General features: G+C 50.4%; 1 protein-coding gene. It reads right to left on the reverse strand.

Annotation, left to right across the window (positions count from 1 at the left end):
- A partial coding sequence (locus tag PHH49_08610) for a hypothetical protein (protein MDD5489000.1) occupies positions 1–4,398 on the reverse strand: 4,398 nt, incomplete at both ends.

Below are 4,398 nucleotides of genomic sequence, written 5' to 3' on the forward strand. Positions count from 1 at the left end.
TCAAATCCGACATCTGCATTCTCTACCCCGTAGATCTCCGCGTCCGTCGCGTAAGTAGTACGCGCCGCGAGAGCCTCTGAGAAGCTCGCGGCATCGGCCATATCTACACCGGTCCAGGTCGCCTCAGCCCATTCATACAGGGACATGCCGGGATCGACCACATCGGCGAACTGGTCTTTTATGGATTTGTCGAGGGTGTCGGAGTTCCAGAACCCTACCGAACCTGATGCGTTCGATGTGAAATAATTGTAGATGAAACTGTCGGCATCCGTGTATCCTTTGAGAGAATCGGCGAAGTTGAATATATATTCGCCGGAATCCCAACCGCTCATAAGTCCTTCATAGTCCGCGCTGATGCGCGTTATCCCGCTTGGGGTCTTCATGTAGTAAGCCTTGGTATTCGGCCCCCAGAAAACGCCATAATAGCTTGAAGGAGGGTTGGAATATGTGGGAACGTTGCCGTAAGGCTTGGCTACGGCCGACACGAAACTAGCTGGTGTATATGTAGCGGGTTTGTAGACAGATGGCGTGTATACCCCGTTCTTGAACGTAGCCGGCGTTACAGTCGCGGGGGTATATGTCGCCGGCTTATAGACGACCGCATTGCTGGGGGTATAAACTACGCTGTTCTTTGGTGTATATACCACGCTATTGGACGGGGTGTAGACTACTTTATTTGGATTAACATATACGGCGGAGGCGGATTTTTTAGTACTACTTGTTGTAGTTTTCGTCTGCTGGTTCTTCAGGTATGCGTTATATGTGGATGATGTCTGTGTTGTTACTGTTCGAGTGAACAACGTTGTGTTCGCGGGGTTACTGCTGTTCGTCGACACTACTTTCGCCACTTTTATCGATTCCGCGGAGAAGCGTGGACCGACGAAAGTGCTGGACCCCGCGTAGGACTCGTTCTTGTTGGTTTCGTAGCGCTTTAACGTCTCGTTATATACGCGGCCCGTGTTGTCGACCGAGTAAACGTGATTGGTGCGGGGATCGACGTATTTCTGGTTGCAGACCTTACATATCTCGTTGGGGTTCTTGACGTAGTACAGGGCTCCGTCCACCGTGCTCTCGAACACTGTGTTCTTGGCCAGTTTCATCGAGACCGTGCCGGAGGGCATGACAGTCCCGGTGGTCTTGGCGACTGTCTGTCCCTGTTTCAGCACAGCTTTACCAGTACTGTCTATTACATATTTCAACCCGGTTTTCGGGTCCGTGTATTCCTGGCCCGCTTTCGGGGTTGAATTACCTTTGCTGTCCACGACGTAATAAAGCTTGGTCTCCTTGTCGTAGAATGTCTGGTTCTTCTGGAGTACGGCTTTGCCACTGCTGTCTATTACGTATTTTATGCCCGTATCTTTATCCGTGAATGTCTGCCCGGATTCAGGAACCGCCTTGCCTTTACTGTCAACGACATAATAAAGCTTGGTTTCCTTGTCATAAATACGTTGACCGGATTTAAGCGTGACATTGCCCTTACTGTCCACGACATAATAACGGCCGTCGTCTTTGTTCTTGAACGTCTGGTTGGTCTTTAACTGCGCTTTGCCATTACTGTCGATCACATATATGGCCCCGTTGTCGCCCGTGATCTGCTGACCGGATTTCACTTTCGCGTTCCCCGCCGAATCCACGACATACCATACGCCGGTATCCGGGTCCTTGAACTGCTGGTTAGCCTTGAGTTTAGTGTTACCTTTGCTGTCGACAACGTATGTGAGGTTGTTCTCCGGGTTCTTGAACTCCTGGTTGGGCTTAAGCGATACATTGCTGTTACTGTCGACCACATATAAGGCACCGTTCTCCTTGCTGCGGAATTCCTGGTTCGGTGCCGGTACCACTTTGTCGTTCTTAAGCGTATATTTAACGCCATCGATGGTAGTAGTATATGTTTTTGTCGAGGTACTTGTCGTATACCTGCGGTTATCGGACGGGGTTGAGCTCTCCAGCAGGCTTCCCTGTGAATCATAGCGCCTGTCGGATGCGTCGTTCTGCGTGGGATCACTGCCGCTGGCATAGTCTTTTTTTGTATTCTGGCGCACGACCTGGCCCAGGTCATTATATTCGAGCACGAAGGTTTCTTCCGTATAGGCAAGATATTTTCTGTATGTTACGACTTCCTTGGCCTTGGCGCCGTTAGAGAACTTCTGGGTCTGGGTCGAATATGTGATCTTTTCGCTCTCGGGATAAGATATCTTGGAGTAAACAAGCTGTCCTTTCTCATCATATTTGCGGTCTGCCACGTCTTTTGCTTCGCGTGTCCCGTTCTTATCTGTCACCTTGGTATCCATCTGTAGCACCTGGCCGATATCATTGTAGCTGCGTATTTCCATCCGTTCCGTGGACGTGGAGTTTTTATCGGAGCCCGTAGCGCCCGGGATATTCTTTCTCGTAACCGTCCGTTCCGTCAATACCAGACGGCCTTTAGAATCATATTTCCTGTCTATCTTATCGGTTTCCGTGACGACATAGCCGTTAGTTTCGGTCGTAGTGGTCGTCATCCTGAGGACCTGTCCCAGATCGTTATATTTCGTTATAGAGGTCTCGGAAGTATATTTATGGTTAAGGTTCCCTCCTGTTTCTTTAACCTCTTTTTTGATATACGTGAGGCGGCCTTCTGTGTCATATTGCCTGTCCGCCAGGTCGGTTTCAGTAGTGATCTTTGCCCCATCTGTGGTCTTTTGGGTCATGCGTGTTACTTGTCCGAGGTCATTGGTCGCCGTTACGGTCGTTTCAACGGTATATGTGTGGTCAAGCGGGCCCGACCATTGGGCTAACTCGGATCCGAAGGCAGATTCGCTTCCCGCCCTGACCTGATTCGGCAAAAGCGGCCCGATAAAATCGGCTGGTACGACCTGCATCTGGGACTGATCCACACTCGGAAGGGTCGGGAAGGCGTACCTTTCGGTATATTCGACCTTCGAATACGTAAGCGTACCGTTCTCATAACGCCTGTCGGCGACATCTTTAGCGGTCGTGACCTTGCCTCCGTCGACCGTCGTACGTGTCATGCGCAGCGCTTCCCCCGAATCATTATATTTCTCTATGGAGGTTGTGACCGTATAACTATGGTCGAGACCCTCACCACTTTCCGTTATTCTGGTCCTGGAGTAGCTCAGCAAGCCGTTGTTGTTGTAACGCCTGTCCGAGATATCTTTTTCCGTCGTGGTCTTGCCCCCGTCGGTGGTCGTACGTGTCATTCGCAGTACTTCCCCGGAAGCTGAATATTTGTCTATGGATGTTTCAACCGTATATGAATGAGTAAGAGCCCCGGCTTCCTGGGTTAATCCTGCTCCAAAGTCCGACTCGCTTCCCGCCCTTATCTGGTTCGGCAGGAGCGGCCCGATAAAATCGGCTGGTACGACCTGCATCTGGGACTGGTCCGGCAGCGAAAGGATCTGGAGATCAAGGGCCGAAGCGCTTCTTTCGGTATATTTGACCTTTGAATATACAAGTTTATCCCCATCATACCGCCTGTCCGCGGTATCCTGTTCAATGGTGACTTTTCCGCCCTCTACGGTCTTCTTCGTCATGCGCGCTATCTTACCGTCAGCCTTGTAGGAATTTACAGTGACCGAAACTGTCTGGGCAGTCTCGGTATCTCCATTCTTGGTTATTTTCATCATATAGGATTTCAGGTCCCCTCCGGGATAATATGTCCTATCGGTGATATCCTTTTCTACCGTTTCACCGCTCTTATCGTTTATGGTCGTCGTCATTCTGAGAACATTATCCTTGTTGTCATATGAGTTTATCAGGGTTTTCCTGGTTGAAACGCTCTTTTCTCCTGTCGCGGCGTTAGTGACGGTCGTTTTTATCTCGGATGACAGGAACCGCCCCTCGGCGTCATACTGTCTGTCGGCCACATCCTCCGATACGGTCGTATCCGAGTCGGAAATAACGGTTCTTGTCATTCTAACGACTTGATCTTTGGTGGTATATGAGTGGATCACGGTCTCCTCGGTCGATACGCTGACCTCGTTGGTGCCTGCATCGACCGTAGTGATCTGGACCTTTGAGGAGATGAAACGTCCTTTCTGGTCATATTGCCGCGGCGCGATATCATTCTCTTCCCGGGTCGCGAATTTATCCGTGGTCGTTTTGGTCATGTTCTTGACCCTGTCCTCGGAGTCATAAGCGTTTATGGACGTTTCGACTATTTTTTGTCCACTGGCCAATTCCGACGCGGATCCCGGGGCCTGTGAGGTCTCGATAGACGCGATCTCGGAAGTTTCAGCCTCGGTGATCATGATCTTCGTATAAGTGAGGCGACCCGCCATATCGTATCTCCTGTCGGAGATATCACTTTCCACCGTGGTCACGTCCCCTTCGGTCGTGGTCGAGGTCATTCTTAATATCTGGTCGCTTGAGTTGTATTTCGTTATCTCGGTCTTTCTT

The sequence above is a fragment of the Candidatus Omnitrophota bacterium genome (assembly GCA_028715965.1).
GTDB lineage: Bacteria > Omnitrophota > Gorgyraeia > Tantalellales > Tantalellaceae > JAQUQS01.